We start from the raw sequence: 19800 nt of genomic DNA, 5'->3' as shown, positions 1-19800 counted from the left end.
CGCACCTCCCTACAGTGGGGTGGCTGTTGATCAGTAACCCTTGTCCTGTGAACGACATGTACTGACAGCCGCATGGGCCTGTAGATCGTTTGTGACACGGAACCCGCGTAACAGTGACAAACGTGGCAGATAGGTGACGATCAGCACCAGGGTGGGGCTAACCCCCGTAGTGACTAGCGGGGCGCCGCCAGTGCACAAGTGAGTGTGCACAAACCATTGTGTACACATGCCGAAGCAACGACGCATCAAGGAGATCGGCGATCTCGGGGCGCTCAAGGCGCTCGCGCACCCACGCCGTCAGCAGATCCTCGACCATCTGGCGCTGCACGGGCCGGCCACCTCGGCGACCCTCGCCCGTGCCCTGGACCTGAACACCGGAGCCACCAGCTACCACCTGCGGGAGCTGGACCGGCACGGCTTCGTCGAGGAGGCCGAAGGGACGGGACGGGGGCGCGAGCGCTGGTGGCGAGCCGCCCCGGCGGACCTGCGCTTCCCGCAGCGCTCCGAGCAGAGCGACGAGATGCGGCCGGTCGTCGACGAGATGAACCGTCTCGCGTTCGCCGCCGACCTCGCGCTCTTCGAGCGGTCCCAGCGCGAGATCGAGGGCGTATGGGCGGACAGCCAGCCCTACTCCCGGGGCTCCATCCAGGTGACCCTCCCCGAACTGCGCGATTTCTTCGAGGAGTACATCGCCCTGGTCAACCGGTACAAGCGCGCCGACGACGAACTGCCGGAGGGCGCACGAAACGTGCTCACGCGATTCCTCGCCTTCCCGGCACCGGCCGACGCCCCGGAGGTCCAGTCGGCAGCAGGTTCGGCCGCCGATGAGCCGACCGATCCCCTGCCCGCCGAAGCGAAGACCCAGAACCTGCCCGATGAGCAGACCGAGGACCTGGCCGAAGCGAAGTACGACGACACCACGAACGGGGCCCCTTCATGAACACGTTCGCCATGGACACCGACCGCATCGCGCTCGCGCCGGCCGTACGACTGGCGGCCGTCACCAAGATCTACGGCCGGGGTCCCCGCGCGGTACGCGCCCTGGACGAGGTCAGCGCCAGTATTCCGCGCGGCTCCTTCACCGCGGTGATGGGGCCGTCCGGCTCCGGCAAATCGACCTTCCTGCACTGCGCGGCCGGGCTGGACACGCCCACCAGCGGAACGTCCCACCTCGGGGACACCGAGCTGACCGGGATGAACGAGACCCGGCTCACCCAACTGCGGCGCAGCCGGGTCGGCTTCGTCTTCCAGGCGTTCAACCTCGTCCCCGCACTGACCGCCCGTCAGAACATCGCGCTTCCGCTCAGACTCGCGAAACAACGGCTCGACCCGGCCAGGCTGGCGGAGATCCTGCGGCGCGTCGGACTGGCCGGCCGTGCGGACCACCGCCCCGCGGAACTGTCCGGGGGACAGCAGCAGAGGGTGGCCATCGCCCGTGCGCTGATCACCCGCCCTGACGTGGTCTTCGGCGATGAACCGACCGGCGCCCTGGACACGGTCACCGCCAAGGAGATCCTCGGCCTCCTGCGCGGCTGCGTGGACGACACCGGCCAGACCGTCGTCATGGTCACCCACGATCCCGTCGCCGCTTCGTACGCCGACACCGTGCTCTACCTCGCCGACGGCCGCATCGCGGGCCGTGACGACGAGCCCACCGCCGACCGGGTGGCCGAGCGCATGACGCACCTGGGGGCGTGGTCCTGATGCTGCGCTACGCACTGCAGACCCTGCGGGCCCGCAAGGGCGGCTTCGCGGGAGCCTTTCTCGCCCTGTTCTGTGCCGCGGCGCTCGTCACCGCGTGCGGGGTGCTGCTGGAGACCGGTCTCCGGGGCGAGATCGCGACCGAGCGGTACGCGGCCGCACCGATCGTCGTCGGAGCCGACCAGAACGTGCACCAGACCACCGTCAAGGAGAAGAAGGGCAAGACCAAGGTCAAGAACAAGGCCAAACCGCTCGCGGAGCGGGTCTGGCTGCCGGACACCACCGTGCGGACCGTCCGCCAGGTGCCAGGAGTACGGGCCGCCGTCCCCGAAGTCACCTTCCCCGCCTATGCGGTGGGCCGGGGTGCGGACCGGAGCGGCCCGCTGAGCGGAAAGCCGTCCTTCGGCCACGACTGGGCCTCCGCCGTACTCACGCCCTTCACCCTCACCGAGGGCCGCGCCCCGCAGACGGACGGCGATCTCGTCATCGATCGCGAACTCGCCGGGCGGATGGGCCTGAAGCCCGGCAGCAGCGTCACCGTCCAGTCCACCCGGGCCCCGCGCAGCTATCGCGTCACCGGCATCGCCGCCGCCCAGGACGGTGATCTGCGGCAGCAGACCTCGCTGTTCTTCACCACCGCCGAGGCCGGACGGCTGGCCGGCCACCCCGGGCAGATCACCGCGATAGGAGTCCTGCCGGAGCCCGGCGCGGACACCGGCGCCCTCGCCACGAACCTCGCCACCGCGCTGCAGGGCACGAAGGTCCAGGTGCACACCGGAGCCGACCGCGGACCGGTGGAGTTCCCCGACGCGGCCAAGGCCCGGATCAAACTCGTCAGCATGGGTGGCGCGATCGGCGGCACCTCACTCCTCGTCGCGGTCCTCGTGGTCGTCGGCACCTTCGCTCTGACCATCCAGCAGCGCTACCGGGAGATAGCCCTGCTGCGCGCCATCGCCGCCACCCCGAAGCAGATCCGCCGGCTGATCGGCAGGGAGGCGCTGCTGGTAGGCCTGGCGGCGGGCGCTCTCGGTTCCGTCGCGGGCCTGCCGGTCGCGTACTGGCTGCACGCCGAGTTCGTCGGTTTCGGCGCCGTGCCGGACACGCTGCGGATCGCGTGGAGCCCCTTCCCGATGTTCGCGGCCGTGGGTGCCGCGCTGCTCGGCGGCTGGTCCGCGGCCCGGATATCCGCCCGCAGGGCGTCCAGGATCCGGCCTGCCGAGGCGCTCTCGGAAGCCGCCATGGAGACCCGTACGTCCCCCTGGGGGCGGCTGCTCGCCGGCGGGCTGTTCCTCGCGGGTGGCATCGTCCTGCTCGTCGTGCTCAGCGGTCTGCGGACCGAACCCGCGTCCACGCCGGTCACCTTCCTGACCGTGGTGGTCCTCGCCGTCGCGGTGTCCCTGCTCGGGCCGCTGCTGGCCCGGATCGCCGCCGCGGTACTGGCCGTTCCGCTCCGCGCCTCCCGCATCGGCGGCCACCTCGCCGCCGCCAACGTCCGTACCAACTCCAAGCGCCTCTCGGCGGCGGTCACTCCGCTCGCGCTGCTCGTCGGGATGACCTGCACCGTGATCTTCGTGCAGACGACGATGGGTCACGCCGCTCAACAGCAGGCCTCGGCGGGCAACCGCGCCCAGTGGGTACTCGGCGCCGCCGCGCCCGGTGTGCCCGGCGAAGCCGCCGCGGCGGTGCGCCAGGTACCCGGCGTCACCGCGGTCACCGAGGTCGTACGGACCAGCGTCCGGGTCGGCCTCTCGAAGTACACGGCGCAGGGCGTGACCCCCGCAGGACTGACGACGACCTGGGATCCCGACGTCACCCAGGGCACGCTCCGGGGGTTCGGCGACGGTGACATCGCGCTCAGCGAGGTCGCCGCCGACGGGCTGGGAGTCCGGCCGGGCAGCACCGTACGGCTCACCCTCGGCGACGGAACTCCCGCCGCTCTCAAGGTGACGGCCGTCTACGCTCGCGGTCTCGGATTCGGCGACCTGACGATGTCCCACGATCTGGTCGCACGACATGTCGACAATCCGCTGGCATCGGCCGTCCTCGTCGCCACCGACGGCCGCGCGGACCGTGCGGCGCTCGGCGCGGCGGTCAAGGACTTCCCAGGTGTCGCCGTTCTCGACCACGATCAGGCGGGAGCGGTCCAGGCCGAGGTCCAGCAGTCCAACGCCGAGGTCAACTACCTCGCGATGGGCCTGGTGCTCGCCTTCACCGCGATCGCGGTCGTCAACACCCTCGCGATGTCCACCGCCGACCGGTCCCGGGAGTTCGCGCTGCTGCGGCTCGTGGGCACCACCCGCCGGCAGGTGCTGCGGATGCTGCGGCTGGAGGCGCTGACGGTCGTGCTCGTCGGGGCGGTGCTCGGCACCGCGATAGCCCTGGCCACCCTGACCGCGTTCAGCCTCGGGATGACGGGTGCGGCGGCCCCGCGGCTCGACCCCGCCGGATACCTGCTGATCGTGGCCCTGGCGGCGGGTCTCGCCCTGCTCGCCACCGCCCTCCCGGCCCGGCTCGCGCTGCGGGTCCGGCCCGCCGAGGCGATCGGCTGACCGCGAAGAAGTCCGGGAAGAAGTCCGGTTCGAACACTTGCCCCTGTGATTGCTACCGGACAGTATCGGCAGCCATCCGTACGGAGCCCGAGCCTGAGAGGTGGGCCATGCGCCTGCGCCGTACCGCTACCGCACTCGCCGTCAGCGCTGCCCTCCTGGGCGCCGGAAGCCTCCCCGCCGCCGCTCAGGCCGGCCAGAACGCTCGGGCCCAGGCCGCCCGGAGCCACCAGGCAGCCCCGGTTGCCGCCGCCCCCCACCGGGCGGCGGCACCGGTGGCGGCCGGCACCGTCACCACCCCCGACGGCCGGACCTATCTCGCCGACCGCCATGGCCGCGCCCTCCAGTTGCACGGCCTCAACCTCGGCAAGACCGACACGGTCACCGAGGCGGGGATCGCCGAGCTCGCCACGAGCGGCTTCAACCTTGTCCGGCTCAACATCCAGTGGCAGAAGGTCGAACCGCGGCGCGGCCACTACGACACCGCCTATCTGCGCTACCTCGGCCGGGTCATGGACTGGGCGGACCGGTACGGCGTCCTGGTCCTCGTCGACTGGCACCAGGACGTCTTCGGGCCGGCCTTCGGCTTCAACGGCATCCCCGCCTGGGCCACCCGCACCGACGGCATCCCTTACGAACCGCTGCCCGGCGACGACTGGTTCGCCAACTACTTCCAGCCCGCGGTCGGTGCGGCCTTCCGGCACCTCTACGACGACGCGGATCTGCGGGCCGCCCAGGCCGCCGCGTACACCAAGGTCGCCGCGACGCTGCGCGGCCACCGGTCCCTCCTGGGCTACGACCTGTTCAACGAGCCGTTCGGCCCGTTCACCGGTGACCCCACCGACCCGGCCACCCAGATCGAGAACTCCGCCGCGATGGAACGGGGCCGGCTCGCCGGCCTCTACCGGCGGCTGATCGCCGCCGTCCGCACGGCCGATCAGGACGCCTGGCTGTTCGTCGAGCCCACCGTCCTCATCGGCCAGGGCGTCCCCACTCAACTGCCCGGCTTCAACGACCCCCGGCACGGCTCCGACCGCATCGGCTACGCCCCGCACTACTACGACACCGCCGTGGAGAACGGCGCCGACTGGGATCCCGCCGACGGGTTCATCGAAGCTTACGAAGCCGTCATCCGCGCCTATCCGGCCGCTCACAGGATGCCGGTCCTGGTGGGCGAATGGGGGCCCGCGAAGGCCACCGGCAGCGGCAACGCCGAGCTGATACGCCGCCAGACAGCGTCCATGCGCGGCTTCGCCACCGGCTGGGCCCTGTGGTACGACTGCCACGCCGCCGAAGGCGGTGGCTACTGCGCCTACGACGCCGACGGCCGACCCGCGCCCGGCAAGGAGCCGGTGTTCGCCGCCTACGCGCCGGCGATCGCCGGGACACCCGGTGCGGAGTTCTACGACCCCGCGACCCACACGTACACCCTCGCCCTGACCACCACCGCGGTCTCGCGGCGCGCCTGGACGGAACTGCGGCTGCCCGCCACGGCGTTCCCGCACGGCGCCAGGGTGTCCGTCACCGGCGCCCGCGGTGCCCTCGTCCACCAGGTCGCGGGAGAGGCGCGGATCCTGCTTCCGGCGACCCCGCCGGGCAGGCACGTGACGCTGACGGTCACGGCCCGCTAGAGCCCTGCGGCCCCCGGAAGGCTCCTAGTCGGCGCGGATCGCCGCCGCCAGCGCTCCGGCCTTGGCCGCACCCAGCTTGCGGGCGACATCGGCCTCGCTGATCATGCCGACGAGCGAGTCGCCGTCCAGCACGGGGATCCGGCGGACGCGCTTGGCGGCCATCGCGGCGACGACGCTGTCCGTGTCGTCGTCGGCCTTGGCCGTCAGGGGCTTCCCGTTCATCAGCTCTGCGGCCCGTATGGCCGACGGGTCGTGCCCGATGGCCACACACCGCAGAACGATGTCCCGGTCGGTGAGCACGCCCCGCAGTCCGCCGTCCGAATCGGTGATGGCCAGCGCGCCGATGCCCGCATCCCGCATCCGCTTGGCCGCCACGTCCAGCGTCTCGTGTTCGGAGATGCTCTCCACACCCTTGTGCATGATGTCGCGTGCAGTCGCCACGGAAACTCCGTCCATCGCAGGTAAGCCCCCGCATCGACGCTAGGCGAGCCCGCCCCGCCCTGCATCCGGAGCCGCCCCCTGCTCGCCCACCAGGCTGGCGAACCGGTCACCCACCCCGAAAGTCTCTTCGGCCCGCCGCTCGCCAATCACTGGGCCGAACGGGTGCCGAACGGACACCGGCCGTGTTCCTGCCAGAAATGTCGACACGGATGAGGTACGCCCGCCGGGAACGAGCCGGCGACGCCGTACGCACTCGGGGGCAGCGACTCACGTGAGTCGCTGCCCCCGAGTGCATGAGCAGGGCGCCGTACCGGCACGACCTGCGGAAAGGTTTCCCCGGAACGGGTGAAGCGGTGGTGCCCCCAGCAGGACTCGAACCTGCGGCCAAGTGCTTAGAAGGCACCTGCTCTATCCACTGAGCTATGGGGGCCGGACAGTGGCCGCGGCTGTCTCCGCCCCTGGGTGGTTCCGTGACCTGGCCGGGGTCAAGGATAGGGCGCGGTGGACCTTCTACCGGTTGCTTCACCTCCGTGACACGTTGTGGAGGTTCAGTGAAGCGGTCCGATAATCGCAGGCGGGTACGAATGCTGCACCGCTTTTTCCGCCTCAGTCGGTGGCCGTTGTGCACTCGTTATGCCCGGGTCTCATCCGGCTCGCTTACCGCCGTATCGGGTGCGTGCGGGCCAAAAAGGCGTGAACTGGGCGGTATACGCTTCAAAAATGCGCCAAAATGGGGCATTCTGCCACTGTGGCGATCTTGGACGTACGGCCCGATCTGCTAGACGCGCTGTCCGCGCTGCGCGACCGCGTCGACGTCGCGCGCTTTCCGTTCCCACTTCCTGGAGCCGCGCGGGCCCGCCGTACCCGCCAGGAGCTGATCGCGCAGCTCGACGACTATCTGGTGCCCCGGCTGCGGACCCCTGAAGCGCCGCTGCTGGCGGTGGTCGGTGGATCGACGGGGGCCGGTAAGTCCACGCTGGTCAACTCGCTGGTGGGGCGGCGGGTCAGCGAGGCGGGGGTGCTGCGTCCCACGACGCGGACGCCGGTGCTGGTGTGCCACCCCGCGGACCGGGCCTGGTTCTCCGATCCGCGGATCCTGCCGGGTCTGGCACGGGCCTGGTCCGCGCGGCCCGGGACGCAGGACGAGGACGGGGCCGCGGAGGGCGAACTGCTGCGGCTGGAGATCGATGACGCGCTGCCCAGGGGGCTCGCGCTGCTCGACGCCCCGGACATCGACTCGCTGGTCGCGCGCAACCGTGAGCTGGCCGCGGAGCTGATCTGCGCGGCGGACATCTGGATCCTGGTCACCACCGCGTCGCGGTACGCCGACGCGCTGCCCTGGCATCTGCTGCGCACCGCCAAGGAGTACAACGTCACGCTGGCCACCGTGCTGGACCGGGTGCCGCACCAGATCGCCGAGGACGTCGCCCGGCACTACGCGGCGCTGCTGACGAAGGCCGGGCTCGGGGACGTACCGCGCTTCACCGTTCCGGAGCTGCCCGAATCCGCGGGCGGCGGCGGGCTGCTGCCGCAGACCGCGGTCGCCGCCCTCCGCCAGTGGCTGGCGCACAACGCCGAGGACCCGGCCGCCCGCCAGCAGGCGGCGCAGCGCACCGTGGTCGGCGTCCTGGACTCGATGCGCGCCAGGATGCCGGCGCTGGCCTCGGCCTCGGCCGTCCAGCACGCGGCGGCGGTACGGCTGGCCCGTGGCGCGGAGGACGCGTACGCGGAGGCCGCCGAACGGATCGACGGCGCGGTGACGGCCGGGGTGCCGTTGGCCGGCGAAGCCCTGGCGCGCTGGCTGGAGTACCCGCACTGCGGGCGGGAGGCGCTGCAGTCCGCGCTCGCCGAAGGGCTCGCGACGCTGCTGCGCTCCGAGGTCGACGCGGCCGACGAACGTATTGCCGCCGGATGGCAGCGGGACCGCGCGGGGGCCGCGCTGCTCGCGGAGCCGGACGGGCGCCCGGACCGGGCGGCCGCCGCGGACCGGATCGACGCCGGGGTGGCGCGGTGGCGCGAGGGTCTCACCGACCTCGCGTACGCCGAGGTGCGGGCCGCCCGCGCCGCGGATCGCGCCCCCGCCGACCCGGAGGACGCGGCGGCGCTGCTGGCCACCGTCCTGCTCGGCGGCCGGCGCGGGAGCGCCGCCGGCGAACGGCTCGCGGAGACCGTCGGCGCGCAGGCCGCGCTGCGGATGCGCGACCGGGCGCGGGAGCAGCTGGAGGACGGCGTCGCTGGGCTGCTGCGAGGTGAGTGCGAGCGTCGGCTGGCGCCCGTGGACGGCCTCGATGTGACCGCGCAGCAGCAGTCCTCGCTGATCTCCGCACTGTCCCTACTGCAGAAGGAAAGGTGATCGCGGTGGCTTCCACAGCAGGAACCGGCACGGGCGCCACCAGAGGAACGGGTGCCGGCGGAGGACCGGGTGCGGGCGGAGGATCACGCGCCGCCACAGGCGCGGGTGCCGGCGGAGGATCGGACTCCGCCAGAGGATCTGGTTTCGGCGGAGGAACGCGCGCGGCTCGGGGTAGCGGAGCGCGTTCTTCCGGGGGCTCGTACGGGGCCTCGCGTTCCCCTGACCCGCTCGCGGCCCGGGTCGACGCGCTCGGGGAGTTGCTGGGGCTGTCCCGGACGCGCGTCAGCCCGGACGAACTCGCCGAGGCCGGAGCGCTGTTGGAACGGCTCGGAGAGCGTCGGCGGCTGTCGCTCGATCACACGGTCGTAGCGCTGGCCGGTGCCACCGGGAGCGGCAAGTCGACGCTGTTCAACGCGCTCGCGGGACTGGAACTGTCGGCGACGGGCGTCCGCCGGCCGACGACCGCCGCGCCGGTCTCCTGCTCCTGGGACCCCGAGGGCGCGGCCGGACTGCTGGACCGGCTCGGCATCGCCCCGCAGGATCGTTACGCCAGAAGGAGCGTGCTGGACGGCGCCGACCGCGTTCCGGGGACGGACGAGCGGCTGGCCGGGCTCGTGCTGCTGGACATGCCGGACCACGACTCGGCCGCGCCCGGCCACCGCGACCAGGTGGACCGGCTGCTGCAGCTGGTGGACGTGGTGGTGTGGGTGCTGGACCCGGAGAAGTACGCGGACGCCGCGCTGCACGAACGCTATCTGCGGCCGCTGGCCGGCCACGCGGACGTCACGCTGCTGGTGTTGAACCAGGTGGACCGGCTGCCCGGCGACGCCGCCGACCAGGTGCTCGACGATCTGCGGCGGCTGCTCGACGAGGACGGCCTCGCCGTCGGCGAGCACGGCGACGCCGGCGCGGTGGTGCTCGCGGTCTCGGCGCTCAACGGGGTCGGGGTGCCCGATCTGCGGGCCTGTCTCGGGCAGATCGTGGCCGAACGGGGGTCGGCGAACCGGCGGCTCGCGGCCGATGTGGACCGTACCGCCGGCCGCTTGCAGTCGCTGTACGTGGGCGAGGGCGCGGTGGGCCTGACGGATCCCGCGCGTGAGGACTTCGTCGACCGGTTGGCCGACGCGGTGGGTGTCGCGGGCGCCGGCGAGGCGGCGGAACGGGACTGGGCGCGTGCCGCGGAGGCTGCCTGCGGCACTCCGTGGGGGCGGCTGACCGGCGAACGCCAGGGCGGGGCGGACCGGGTGGCCCGTGGGCCGGCCGGGCTCGCCGCGTCCCGCCCCGCGGTGGACGAGGCGGTGCGGGCGCTCGCGGACGACGCGGCCCAGGGGCTGCCCGTCCCGTGGGCGCAGGCGGTGCGGGACGCGGCGCGGCGCGGCGGCGAGGGACTGCCGGCGGCGCTCGACACGGCGGCGGCCCGCGCGGAGCCGGGGCAGCCGGAACGGCCCACCTGGTGGTCGGCGGTGGGCGCCGCCCAGTGGCTGCTGATGAGCCTCGCGGTGGCCGGGGTGGTGTGCCTGGTCGCGATCGCGGTGGGTTCGCTGGACGCTTCGTGGTGGCTGCCGGTGGTCCTGCTCGCGGTCGGCGCCCTCGGCGGCCGGGCGCTCGCCTGGGCCTGCCGTATCGCCGCGCGCGGTCCGGCCCACCGGTACGGGCAGGCGGCCGAGCGCCGGCTGCGGGCCGCCGCGGCGGACTGCGGCCGGGCGCGGGTGCTGGAGCCGGTCGCGGCGGAACTGCTGCGCTATCGCGAGGTGCGGGAGCAGTACGCGGTGGTGGCCGGGGGCTGAGCTGTCCGGCGCCCCTGCTCGGCCTCGCGAGCCGGCACCCCCACCCTGCGCCCTGCCCGGCGCCTCTGCTCGGCCTCGCGAGCCAGCACCCCGCCTCCCGCCCTGCGCCCCTGCTCGGCCCTGCGGGCCGGTACCCGAGCCCGGCACCCGGGCCGGGATTTCACCCTCAGGAGTGACGGAGATATCCACAACCGGCCGGTAATCCACAGATTCGGTCCGTTTTTTCCACGCTCCGTCCGGCTCGTGCACGATGTTCTCAGGGCATTCGGGAGCGGGAATTCGGCGGCGGGGGGAGAGCGGGCGCATGAATGAGACGTCGGTGACGGTGGTGGGGAATGTCGTGACGCAGCCCGAATTCCGGGAGACCGAGACAGGAGTGCCGGTCATCCGGTTCCGGCTGGAGACGACGGCGCGCCGCTGGGTCGCGGAGCGGCGGGCCTGGAGCGAGGGCAGTACGAGCTTCTTCATGGTGCGCGCGTGGCGGACGTTGGCGGCCAATGTGCGGACGTCCGTCCAGGTCGGCGAACCGTTGGTCGTGCGGGGCCGGTTGAGGGTCCGCGAGGAGGAGTACGACGGACGGTGGTATGTCGCCGCGGACATCGACGCGGTGGCGATCGGACACGATTTGTCCCGGGGGACGGCGGCGTTCCGGCGGGTGTCGGTGGTCCGGCCGGAACTCATTTCGCCCGGGCCGGTCGAGATGTCCTGAGAGGCCCGTTTGTGCAGCTTTATACGGGCGAGTGACATCGGTGACTTATCGACATTCTCATGACCATCCCTTAATCGCATAACGATTGCGATTCGAAACGGTTATGGGAGGGGATTGTTGGTGGCCGCGATACCTGTGGTTCCTAGGATTCCTTCGGTACTGCGGGGGCCCGGATGCTCTCGGAGCCGCAGGCGAGGCCACCCTCACGACCCGGCTTCGCCCGAAGGGGAGTTCCATGTTCAAGATTCAGAGGCGCGGCGTTGCCCGCCTCGCCGCCGCGGGCCTGGCCACGGGTCTGCTCGCAGCCGGCGCGATATCCGGCGCGGGAGCCGCTTTCGCGGACGGCGGTGCCACCGCGGTACTGGGCGGTCTGCAGGCCGACAAGTCGGACGGCGTCGTCATCCACGAGGGTGGCAAGAACAAGCCCGTCAACGCCGGTCTGTTCACCATGGACGTCGGCGGCGGCACCATCCAGACGTACTGCATCGACATCCACAACCCGACGCAGAAGCACGCGAAGTACCAGGAGGTCCCGTGGGACTCCTCTTCGCTGCACAACAACCCTGACGCGGGCAAGATCAACTGGATCCTGCAGCACTCCTACCCGCAGGTGGCCGACCTCAGCGCGCTGGCCAAGGCCGCCGGCTCCGGTCCGCTGACCGAGAAGACCGCCGCGGCCGGTACCCAGGTCGCTATCTGGCGCTTCTCGGACAAGGCGAACGTCGACGCGAACGACCCGGCCGCCGAGAAGCTCGCCGAGTACCTGGGCAAGACGGCGACGGACACCCCCGAGCCCAAGGCGACCCTGACGCTCGACCCGCCGGCCGTCTCCGGCAAGTCCGGCGACAAGCTCGGCCCGGTCACGGTGCACACCACCTCCACCACGCCCGTGCAGATCGTGCCCGCCTCGGACATCCCGGCCGGCGTGAAGATCGTCAACAAGTCGGGCAAGGCCGTCACCTCCGCGAGCAACGGTGACCAGCTCTTCTTCGCCATCCCGGCGGGTGCCGCCGACGGCACCACGTCGGTGACGGCCACGGCCGTCACCCAGGTTCCGGTCGGCCGCGCGTTCACTGGCGTCGACAGCAAGAGCCAGGTCCAGATCCTGGCTGGCTCCAGCGCGACCACCGCCACGGCCACGGCCACGGGCACCTGGGCCAAGAAGGGCCCGATCCCGGCGGTCTCCGCCACGGTCAACTGCGCCAAGAACGGCGTCGACGTCACCGCCAGCAACAAGGGCGACGAGGCGTTCACCTTCGAGCTCGCCGGCAAGAAGTTCTCCATCGAGGCCGGCAAGTCGAAGACCATCACCGTCCCGGTGAAGGAAGACCAGAAGTACGAGATCACGATCTCCGGCCCGAACGGCTTCACCAAGACGTTCAAGGGTGTTCTGGACTGCAAGACGACCGGTACGCCCACCCCGGCGCCGAGCACCCCCACCACCCAGCCCAGCCCGGCCTCGGCCGGCTCCACTACCGGCACCACCGGCGGTGACCTCGCTCAGACGGGTGGCAGCAGCGCCACCCCGATGATCGCGGGCATCGCCGTCGCGCTCGTCGCGGTCGGTGGCGGCGCTGTCTTCTTCCTCCGCCGGAAGAAGTCGGCCGCAACTCCCGCTGGCCAGTAGCAGCGGGCAGTAGCCGCAGGCAGAAGTAACGGAAACAACGGGGGCGGGACTCTTGGAGTCCCGTCCCCGCTCCGTCCCCGCCCGGCCACCGCAACCAAGCGGCGACCGGGCGGCGGCCGTCCCAGGCCTTGCCCGGGCCGGTCCCGGGCCGTCCCTGGGCCGTGGCGCCCTCCGCAGGGATCGGCTGAGAGTGCGCAGGCCGGGGTTTCTGACCTACCCGTTCGCCCGTCGGGGTGGACGTGCGGCAAGATGGGGTGTATCTGCCCACACATCGATTGCCGGACGGTTTCTCTTGGCTGAGTACATCTACACGATGCGCAAGACGCGCAAGGCACACGGCGACAAGGTGATCCTTGACGACGTGACGCTGAGCTTCCTGCCCGGCGCGAAGATCGGTGTGGTGGGTCCCAACGGTGCCGGTAAGTCCACGGTGCTGAAGATCATGGCGGGTCTCGAGCAGCCCTCCAACGGTGACGCGTTCCTGTCGCCCGGCTTCACCGTCGGCATCCTCATGCAGGAGCCGAAGCTCGACGAGTCCAAGACGGTCCTGGAGAACGTCCAGGACGGCGCCGCCGAGATCATGGGGAAGCTCAAGCGCTTCAACGAGGTCGCCGAGCTCATGGCGACCGACTACTCGGACGCGCTGCTGGACGAGATGGGCAAGCTCCAGGAGGACCTGGACCACGCCAACGCGTGGGACCTCGACGCGCAGCTGGAGCAGGCCATGGACGCGCTGGGCTGCCCGCCCGGCGATTGGCCGGTCACCACCCTCTCCGGTGGCGAGAAGCGCCGTGTCGCGCTCTGCAAGCTGCTGATCGAGGCCCCGGACCTGCTCCTCCTCGACGAGCCCACCAACCACCTCGACGCCGAGTCGGTGAACTGGCTGGAGCAGCACCTCTCGAAGTACGCGGGCGCCGTCGTCGCCGTCACTCACGACCGGTACTTCCTGAACAACGTCGCCGAGTGGATCCTCGAACTCGACCGCGGCCGCGCGATCCCCTACGAGGGCAACTACTCCACGTACCTGGAGAAGAAGGCCACCCGCCTCAAGGTCGAGGGCCGCAAGGACGAGAAGCGCGCCAAGCGCCTCAAGGAAGAGCTGGAGTGGGTCCGCTCCAACGCCAAGGGCCGTCAGGTCAAGTCCAAGGCGCGCCTGGCCCGTTACGAGGAGATGGCGGCCGAGGCCGACAAGGTGCGGAAGCTGGACTTCGAGGAGATCCAGATCCCGCCGGGCCCGCGTCTGGGCTCCATCGTCGTCGAGGTCAACAACCTCTCGAAGGCGTTCGGCGACAAGGTCCTGGTCGACGACCTCTCCTTCACCCTGCCGCGCAACGGCATCGTCGGCATCATCGGCCCCAACGGTGCGGGCAAGACCACGCTGTTCAAGATGATCCAGGGCCTCGAGCCCGCGGACTCGGGCTCGGTCAAGATCGGCGACACGGTCAAGATCAGCTACGTCGACCAGAGCCGCGCCAACATCGACCCCAAGAAGACCCTCTGGGCGGTCGTGTCGGACGAGCTGGACTACATCAACGTCGGCCAGGTCGAGATGCCGTCGCGGGCCTACGTCTCCGCCTTCGGCTTCAAGGGGCCGGACCAGCAGAAGCCCGCCGGCGTCCTCTCCGGTGGTGAGCGCAACCGCCTCAACCTGGCGCTGACGCTCAAGGAGGGCGGCAACCTGCTGCTCCTCGACGAGCCCACCAACGACCTCGACGTCGAGACCCTGTCCTCGCTGGAGAACGCCCTGCTCGAGTTCCCGGGCGCGGCCGTGGTCATCTCCCACGACCGCTGGTTCCTGGACCGGGTCGCGACCCATATCCTCGCGTACGAGGGTGAGTCCAAGTGGTACTGGTTCGAGGGCAACTTCGAGTCGTACGAGAAGAACAAGGTCGAGCGGCTCGGCGCCGACGCGGCCCGCCCGCACCGCGCCACCTACAAGAAGCTGACCCGCGGCTGATGGCCCGGCATATCTACAGCTGCCCGCTGCGCTGGTCGGACATGGATGCCTTCGGGCACGTCAACAACGTGGTCTTCCTGCGGTACCTGGAAGAGGCGCGGATCGACTTCATGTTCCGGCTGGCGCCCGGTGAGGGCAGCACGTCGTTCACGGGCGGGTCCGTCGTGGCCCGGCACGAGATCGACTATCTGCGACCGCTGGTGCACCGGCACGCGCCGGTGACCATCGAGTCGTGGGTGACGAAGATCGGTGCGGCCTCGATGACCGTCGCGTACGAGATCAAGGACGAGGAGGCCGTGTACGTACGGGCCTCCACGATCGTGGTCCCGTACGACCTCGCGGAAGCGCGGCCGCGGCGGATCAGCCCGGAGGAACGGTCGTTCCTCGAGGCGTACCGCGACGAACCGCCGTCGACGGCGGAGGCCGTGGCGGAAGAGGCCGTCGCCGCATGACGCGGCTGCTTCTCGCCGGTGCCGGGGAGGCGGCGGGCCTCGCCGCCTTCCTGGGCCGGCTGGTCCGCTGGGACAAGGCCGCCGTGGTGCGGCTGCGCTCCGCGGAGGGGGTGCTGGCGGTCTTCGGCCAGCCGCCCTTCGGCGGCGTGCTCGCCATTCGCACGGCCTCGCTCCGCGACGTTCTCGACCTCGATGCCACGGTCTCGGCGGGGCAGCTGCTGGAAGGCATCGAGGAACGGATCGAGGCAGGCGCCGGGGAAGCCCCCGACGGGAGCGGCGACGCCGTCGTGGTCCCGCCGTCCGTCACCGGCCCCGCATGGGCCGGGCTGCTGCCGCCGCGCGGTGGCTGGCAGCGGGTCGCGGAGTTCGCGCCCGAGGACGTACGGGCCGCCGCGGAGCGGCTGGTGGGGGAGTTCCGCTCGCGTACCGAAGTGCTGGTGCCGGAACGGCGGACGCGGGCCGAGCTCGACGCGCTCGCCGAGGAGGTCTGGTCCCGGCCGGTCGGGGACACGGCGCTGCCGATGCGCGCCGTGCACGCGGCGCAGGCGCTGGGTTTCCTGCGGGGTGGCCGCGACGAGCCGTTCACGCTGCTGACGGCAGGGGCCTGGCTGCGGCTGCGTACGCCCTACGGATCGATCGCCGTACGGCGCACCGCCCTCGGCTCCGGCCTGACGGTCACGCCCGCCTGACGGTCAAGGCCAGGCCCGCCTCGGACGCGTGCCAAAGCAGACAACGACGCACCACAACGCCGCACCACAACGCCGCACCACAACGCCGCACCCAACGACGCCACAACGCCGCCGGATCAGTCCTCCTCCGGCGGCGTCGGCCGGTCCGGCCAGACGCCGATGTGGTCGGATTCCAGTTCCAGCAGGACCCGGTTCTCGATGGAGAGCGCCGCGGTGTAGTCGCGGGGCAGCTGCAGCCGTCCGGCGCGGTCGACGGTGGCGTACTCGCGGGCGACGACCGACTCCTGGCCGTGTTCGTCGATCTCGGTGTGGCGCAGCACCTCGGACGCCGTCCTGCCGTCCCGGATCGCGACCGTGCGGCGTACGGCGTCGGCCACGGCGTGGTCGTGGGTGACGACGACAACGGTGGTGCCGAGCTCCTCGTTGGCGGTCCTGAACGCGGCGAAGACCTGCTCGCCGGTGGCGGAGTCCAGTTCGCCGGTCGGCTCGTCGGCCAGCACCAGGGACGGGGAGTTGGCGAGTGCGACGGCGATGGCCGTGCGCTGCTGCTCGCCGCCGGACATCTGCCCGGGGTGCCGGTCGTGGCAGTAGCCGACGCCGAGCATGGTGAGGAGCTCCGTGGCGCGCGCCGCGTGCAGCCGCTTGGCGCGGAACCCGTCACGCCCCGACAACTGCATCGGCAGCACGACGTTCTGAGCTGCCGTCAGATAGGGCAGCAGGTTGCGGGCGGTCTGCTGCCAGACGAAGCCGACGACCTCCCGGCGGTAGCGCAGCCGGGACTTGGCGTCCATGTCGAGCAGGTCGTAGCCGCCGACGGAAGCAGCGCCCGCGGTCGGGACGTCGAGGCCGGCGAGGATGTTCAGCAGGGTGGACTTGCCGCTGCCCGAGGCGCCGACCAGGGCCATCAGCTCACCCTTGGCGACAAGCAGGTCCAGGCCCTGCAGCGCCTGGACCTCGACGCCGTCGGCCGTGAAGATCCGTACCAGCCGGTCGCAGCTGATGAGCGCGTCCTGCCCGTAGGCGGGCTGCTCGCGGCGGGCCGCCGCCCGCTGTTCCAGATCGGCCAGGGTGGTCGTGGCGCCGCCGGCGCCGCCCTCGGTGGTATGGGTCATGAGCGGTCTCCTACTCTCAGGTCCGTACTCTCACGGCGCAGTCCGGTCACCCAGACCTGCGCCAGCAGCACCACACAGGCCAGCGCCAGCAGTCCGGCCGAAGGCAGCGCCAGCGAGAGCGGGTCGGCGCGCAGCCCGAGGCCGGCGGGTACGTTCGTGCCGGGGTCGCTGCCGAACGCGAGTGCGGTGATGTCCACGCCGGGCCCGAGCAGCGGGATCACCGCGAGGCCGACGAGCACGCCGCCGATCGCCGCCAGCAGTGCCTGCGGCAGCATTTCCAGGAACACCAGCCGTCGTCCGTCGCGCCGCCCCATGCCCATCGTCCGCAGCCGGGCGAGCAGCGCGGCGCGTTGGGGGGCGGCCTGGAGCAGGGACAGCAGCAGCGCGAGCGCACTGTAACCGGCGCCGCCCGCGACCGCGGCGAGATAGATGCCCCGCGCCCCGGACTGCAGGGCCGAGTCGGCGAGTACGCCGCGCTCCTCGCTCAGCAGGGCGACGAACATGTTGGAGCCGGACGCGGCGGTGGCGGCGCGCAGCGCCTTGCCGTCGATGGGACCGTTCGCGGTGATCATCAGCACCGTGGGGCCGGTGTATTGGCTGTAGTTCATGTCCGGGTGGCGCTTGGCGAGTTGCGCGGACGAGACGATCACGAAATCGGTGTTGGGTGCCGCCGGAGTGAGGTCCAGCACCGCTGCGGCCTTGATCTCGGTCGTTCCGATGGCGGGCTGCACCGAGAGGGTGCTGCCCGCGAGCTTCGCGGCGACCTTGCGGGAGACGACGGCCGGCATCGGGCCGGTGCCGTCGTCGTGCAGGAGTGCGTCGGCGGGGAAGCCGGGGAGCCCGATGGAGCGGGTCAGCGCGGCGTAGGCGACCGGGTCGACGCTGAGCACGCTGTAGGGCATCCCGAATCCGGAGGTGGGGGCGCTGGGCTCGACCCGGACGCCGGTGGTCCCGGCGACGCCGGGCACCTGCCGGATGTTCGCCGCGAGTTTCTCGGGCAGGACGAAGTTGGCGTCGATCCTGGCGTCCGCGCCGATGGCCGCGCGGGCCGCCTCGTCACGGCCGTCCGCGACCCCGGCGAGCACCGATCCACCGAACGAGGCCACCGTCAGCGACATCAGCAGGGCGAGCAGCGGCAGTTGGGCGCTGGCCGGGGAGCGGCCGGCGCGGGCCAGGCCGAGGTGGGTGACGGCGCCGGTCAGCCGGGCCGCGGGCCGGGCCAGCAGCCGCAGCGGCAGCGGGTACAGGCGCAGCAGGATCAGGGCGGCGGCGATGGCGACGAGGACGGGTGCGGCCGCGAGGAACGGGTCGGCGCCGCTGACGGTGCCCCGCCGGCGCAGGGCGACGACCGCGCCGATGACCAGGACGGTGACCGTCAGCTCGGCCACCGTACGGCGCCGGGAGGGCCGGGCGGCGGCCACGTCCTCGCGTGCGGCCGGGCGCGGCCTGCGGTGGACGGCGACGGCCCGCAATGGCAGGGCGAGCGAGGCGGTCACGGCCACTGCGGAGCCGAGCAGCACGGACAGCGTGTACCGGTCGGTCGGCAGCAGGACCAGGGCGAGCACGGTTCCGGCGAGCGCGGCCGGCACGGCGGCCGCCGTGGTCTCGCCGAGCAGCCGTCCGACCATGCCGCGTAGGGAGCCGCCGCGCGAGCGCAGCAGGGCGAGTTCGCCGCGCCGCCGCTCGGCCGCGAGCCCGCCGGCCATGAGCAGGACGGCGAACGCGGTGGCGCCGACACCGATCGCGGCGACCAGGACCAGCGGCAGCGCCGCCGCCCGGTCGCGTTCGTAGGCGGTGAGCAGCCGGCCGAGCCCGGTCGTGATGTGGATGTAACTCCCGGTGCCCTCCTGCAGCGCGGTCGCGGCCGGGCCGCTGTCGAGCGAGGCCAGCTGCGCCTGGAGCGGGGCCACGTCCTGGGCCGTGAGCCGGCCGGCGTCGGCGGGGTGGTGCCAGTAGAAGGACGCGCCCTTGCCCAGGCTGAGCAGGGCCGGTGCCGCCTCCGGCGCGATCAGCACGGTGAAGTGCCAGTAGAACGTGGGGTATTCGCCGGGTCGCGGGGGAGGTGACGTCAACTGGGGAGCGAGGACGTCGGGTTCCTCGTTCCAGTACGCGCCTCCCGGCTCGGTGGGTGAGACGATGCCGGTCACATGGACGGTGAACGCCGTGCGCAGGGTGCTGAGGTGGATCTCGGAGCCGGGACGCAGGCCCATCACCTTGGCGGTCTGTTCGGTGACCGCCGCATCGACGCGGTTCGACCCGCCCGACGCGTCGGCGGGAGCGGGACCGCGCGGCATGCTGCCGGCCACCAGCCGGGAGTGCTGCTCCAGACCCTGCTGGGCGACGAGGTCGGCCATCGGGTTCAGCACCTTGGTCGGCCGGGGCAGTCCGGGATCCAGCGCCGCGGAGTCGCTGCCGGTCCTGACCCCGATCACGGACTGACCCGGCAGCAGGCGCAGAGGCGGTCGTACGAGCTTCTGGAACTCCGACTCCACGCCGGCGATCCACTCCGGCGCGAACCGCGACGCTCCGGAGGCGCCCTCGGTGTCCGGACCCGACGAGGTGTCGCTGAGGGACAGCGTGCGGTCGCGCAGCTTGGCGTCGGCGAGCGAACCGCGCAGCGCCTTGACCTCGTAGCGGTCCACCGCCCGCGGCAGCGCGGCCGCGAGGAAGGCGGTGACCAGCACGAGCAGGGCCATCGCGATGGCGGCGGCCGGAGCGGCGCGCAGCCGGACCCGCACCCAGGAGAGCGCGGCGGCCCGTGGAGCCGCCGGGAGACCTTCGGTCCCGTTCGTCAT

At 71.9% G+C, this 19800-nt stretch carries 14 protein-coding genes and 1 tRNA gene; 11 read left to right on the top strand and 4 right to left on the bottom strand.

What is annotated here, in order from left to right:
- Positions 1–226: 226 nt before the first annotated feature.
- The 4 genes from C8250_RS17635 (at position 227) to C8250_RS17620 (ending at position 5878) form a co-directional block, all read left to right on the top strand.
- Complete coding sequence (locus C8250_RS17635; RefSeq protein ID WP_138355081.1) at positions 227–940, top strand: helix-turn-helix domain-containing protein; 714 nt, start codon at positions 227–229, stop codon at positions 938–940.
- The gene (locus tag C8250_RS17630; RefSeq protein WP_138355082.1) at positions 937–1704 is read left to right on the top strand and encodes an ABC transporter ATP-binding protein; all 768 of its coding nucleotides are present in this window, start codon (positions 937–939) and stop codon (positions 1702–1704) included. Before C8250_RS17635 ends, C8250_RS17630 begins: the two co-directional genes overlap by 4 nt.
- Complete coding sequence (locus C8250_RS17625; RefSeq protein ID WP_187144887.1) at positions 1704–4250, top strand: FtsX-like permease family protein; 2547 nt, start codon at positions 1704–1706, stop codon at positions 4248–4250. Before C8250_RS17630 ends, C8250_RS17625 begins: the two co-directional genes overlap by 1 nt.
- A 107-nt stretch (positions 4251–4357) precedes the next feature.
- A complete protein-coding gene (locus C8250_RS17620) occupies positions 4358–5878 on the top strand; it encodes a cellulase family glycosylhydrolase (RefSeq protein WP_138355084.1) in 1521 nt (506 codons plus the stop codon).
- A gap of 24 nt (positions 5879–5902) precedes the next feature.
- Here C8250_RS17620 and C8250_RS17615 read toward each other — a convergent pair whose 3' ends face one another.
- A complete protein-coding gene (locus C8250_RS17615) occupies positions 5903–6319 on the bottom strand; it encodes a CBS domain-containing protein (RefSeq protein WP_138355085.1) in 417 nt (138 codons plus the stop codon).
- Between the two features lie 354 nt (positions 6320–6673).
- Positions 6674–6749, bottom strand: a tRNA-Arg gene (locus tag C8250_RS17610).
- 300 nt (positions 6750–7049) lie between these two features.
- Here C8250_RS17610 and C8250_RS17605 point away from each other — a divergent pair.
- The 7 genes from C8250_RS17605 (at position 7050) to C8250_RS17575 (ending at position 15893) form a co-directional block, all read left to right on the top strand.
- A complete protein-coding gene (locus C8250_RS17605; protein ID WP_187144886.1) occupies positions 7050–8672 on the top strand; it encodes a dynamin family protein in 1623 nt (540 codons plus the stop codon).
- A gap of 5 nt (positions 8673–8677) precedes the next feature.
- On the top strand, positions 8678–10459 hold the full coding sequence (locus tag C8250_RS17600) for a GTPase (RefSeq protein WP_187144885.1): 1782 nt from the start codon (positions 8678–8680) through the stop codon (positions 10457–10459).
- Positions 10460–10763: 304 nt separating this feature from the next.
- Positions 10764–11168 carry a single-stranded DNA-binding protein gene (locus C8250_RS17595; protein WP_138355088.1) on the top strand — a complete coding sequence of 135 codons (405 nt, stop codon included), beginning with the start codon at positions 10764–10766 and terminating at the stop codon, positions 11166–11168.
- A gap of 235 nt (positions 11169–11403) precedes the next feature.
- Positions 11404–12795 (top strand): LAETG motif-containing sortase-dependent surface protein, encoded by a 1392-nt coding sequence (locus C8250_RS17590; RefSeq protein WP_138355089.1) that lies wholly within the window; start codon positions 11404–11406, stop codon positions 12793–12795.
- 292 nt (positions 12796–13087) lie between these two features.
- Positions 13088–14752, top strand: coding sequence for an energy-dependent translational throttle protein EttA (ettA, locus tag C8250_RS17585; protein WP_138355090.1), 1665 nt, complete (start codon positions 13088–13090; stop codon positions 14750–14752).
- The gene (locus C8250_RS17580) at positions 14752–15204 is read left to right on the top strand and encodes a thioesterase family protein (protein ID WP_138355091.1); all 453 of its coding nucleotides are present in this window, start codon (positions 14752–14754) and stop codon (positions 15202–15204) included. The genes ettA and C8250_RS17580 overlap by 1 nt, the downstream gene beginning before the upstream one ends.
- Positions 15201–15893 carry a hypothetical protein gene (locus C8250_RS17575; RefSeq protein WP_138355092.1) on the top strand — a complete coding sequence of 231 codons (693 nt, stop codon included), beginning with the start codon at positions 15201–15203 and terminating at the stop codon, positions 15891–15893. Before C8250_RS17580 ends, C8250_RS17575 begins: the two co-directional genes overlap by 4 nt.
- 116 nt (positions 15894–16009) lie before the next feature.
- On the opposite strand, the gene C8250_RS17570 is transcribed toward C8250_RS17575, so the two are convergent.
- Both C8250_RS17570 and C8250_RS17565 read right to left on the bottom strand, forming a co-directional pair.
- Positions 16010–17005 (bottom strand): ABC transporter ATP-binding protein, encoded by a 996-nt coding sequence (locus tag C8250_RS17570; protein ID WP_138355093.1) that lies wholly within the window; start codon positions 17003–17005, stop codon positions 16010–16012.
- Positions 17002–19800, bottom strand: a complete 2799-nt coding sequence (locus C8250_RS17565; RefSeq protein ID WP_138355094.1) for an FtsX-like permease family protein — start codon at positions 19798–19800, stop codon at positions 17002–17004. The genes C8250_RS17570 and C8250_RS17565 overlap by 4 nt, the downstream gene beginning before the upstream one ends.

This window comes from Streptomyces sp. So13.3 (assembly GCF_005860785.2).
GTDB classification, from domain to species: domain Bacteria; phylum Actinomycetota; class Actinomycetes; order Streptomycetales; family Streptomycetaceae; genus Actinacidiphila; species Actinacidiphila fildesensis.
This window is presented reverse-complemented; position numbering and strand designations above follow the sequence as displayed.

Bases quoted from the DNA above. Each gene is read 5' to 3' on its own strand.
- C8250_RS17605 (WP_187144886.1), top strand. From the start codon at position 7,050: ATGGGGCATTCTGCCACTGTGGCGATCTTGGACGTACGGCCCGATCTG.
- C8250_RS17620 (WP_138355084.1), top strand. From the start codon at position 4,358: ATGCGCCTGCGCCGTACCGCTACCGCACTCGCCGTCAGCGCTGCCCTC.
- C8250_RS17580 (WP_138355091.1), top strand. From the start codon at position 14,752: ATGGCCCGGCATATCTACAGCTGCCCGCTGCGCTGGTCGGACATGGAT.
- C8250_RS17595 (WP_138355088.1), top strand. From the start codon at position 10,764: ATGAATGAGACGTCGGTGACGGTGGTGGGGAATGTCGTGACGCAGCCC.
- C8250_RS17625 (WP_187144887.1), top strand. From the start codon at position 1,704: ATGCTGCGCTACGCACTGCAGACCCTGCGGGCCCGCAAGGGCGGCTTC.
- C8250_RS17635 (WP_138355081.1), top strand. From the start codon at position 227: ATGCCGAAGCAACGACGCATCAAGGAGATCGGCGATCTCGGGGCGCTC.
- C8250_RS17630 (WP_138355082.1), top strand. From the start codon at position 937: ATGAACACGTTCGCCATGGACACCGACCGCATCGCGCTCGCGCCGGCC.
- C8250_RS17575 (WP_138355092.1), top strand. From the start codon at position 15,201: ATGACGCGGCTGCTTCTCGCCGGTGCCGGGGAGGCGGCGGGCCTCGCC.
- C8250_RS17565 (WP_138355094.1), bottom strand. From the start codon at position 19,800: ATGACGAACGGGACCGAAGGTCTCCCGGCGGCTCCACGGGCCGCCGCG.
- C8250_RS17570 (WP_138355093.1), bottom strand. From the start codon at position 17,005: ATGACCCATACCACCGAGGGCGGCGCCGGCGGCGCCACGACCACCCTG.
- C8250_RS17590 (WP_138355089.1), top strand. From the start codon at position 11,404: ATGTTCAAGATTCAGAGGCGCGGCGTTGCCCGCCTCGCCGCCGCGGGC.